Origin of the sequence: Aeromonas sp. QDB18, from assembly GCF_027705325.1 — a bacterium.
Lineage (GTDB): Bacteria > Pseudomonadota > Gammaproteobacteria > Enterobacterales > Aeromonadaceae > Aeromonas > Aeromonas caviae.
In genome coordinates, this window is sequence record NZ_JAPDBQ010000314.1 from 1 (window position 1) to 974 (window position 974).

At 55.7% G+C, this 974-nt stretch carries 1 protein-coding gene; it reads left to right on the forward strand.

The window, feature by feature from the left end; all coding sequences use genetic code 11:
- Position 1 precedes the first annotated feature (1 nt).
- The coding region (locus OKC30_RS21085; protein WP_270809829.1) for an IS630-like element ISAeme16 family transposase at positions 2–974 on the forward strand (973 nt) is incomplete at its 3' end.

The following is a 974-nucleotide window of genomic DNA, read 5'->3' on the forward strand; positions in this document are numbered from 1 at the left end:
GATACTAACACTCCCCGACCATGATGAGCGACGCCGGATCATCAACAAGATGCACCGGACCAAAGATAAAGATCTCTGCCGGAGGCTCAACGCCATCTTGCTCCTTGCTGACGGGCACAGTGTCTCGGCTGTTTCTCGGCTCACTGCCGCCGCCCGGTCATCGATCAATCGCTGGGTGAACTGGTACACCTTGTTCGGTCTGGAGGGGCTTGAAAGCGAGCCTCGGGGGCGCAAGCCGGTGCTGCCATTTGCTCACATCTCGGGTCTATTACAGCTGTTGATCCAGTTGTCTCCACAGGAGCTCGGATATCAGCGCTCGCGTTGGAGTACCGAACTGATGGCGCTTGAACTCAAACGGAGTTGGCGCCTGACATTGCATGCTTCAACAATACGGCGATGGCTGCCCAGGCTAGGGATTGTCTGGCGCCGGGCCGCGCCCACTTTGCACATCCGCGATCCCCATAAAGAGCGGAAAATGGCCGCTATCAATGAGGCCTTGGGACGCTGCAGTGCGGACCATCCCGTGTTCTATGAAGATGAGGTGGATATCCACCTCAATCCCAAGCTGGGGGCGGACTGGATGATGCGAGGGAAGCAGAAGAAAGTGGCAACTCCGGGCCAGAATCGCAAACATTACCTCGCTGGCGCCCTGCATGCCGGAACAGGTAACGTGACCTATGTGGCGAGCGATAGCAAAGACACGGACTTGTTCTTGTCACTGCTCCAAACACTAAAGCGGACTTATCGGCGCGCCAAGAGCATCACGCTGATCCTGGATAACTACATCATCCACAAGAGCAAAAAAGCACAGCGATGGCTGGCAAAAAATCCGAAGTTCATCGTGCTTTTTCAGCCGGTGTATTCGCCATGGGTGAACCAGATTGAGCGGCTGTGGCATGCCCTCCATGAAACGATCACCCGGAACCACCAATGCCGCACATTGGGTGAGTTATTACGTCGCGTGTTCTACTTCC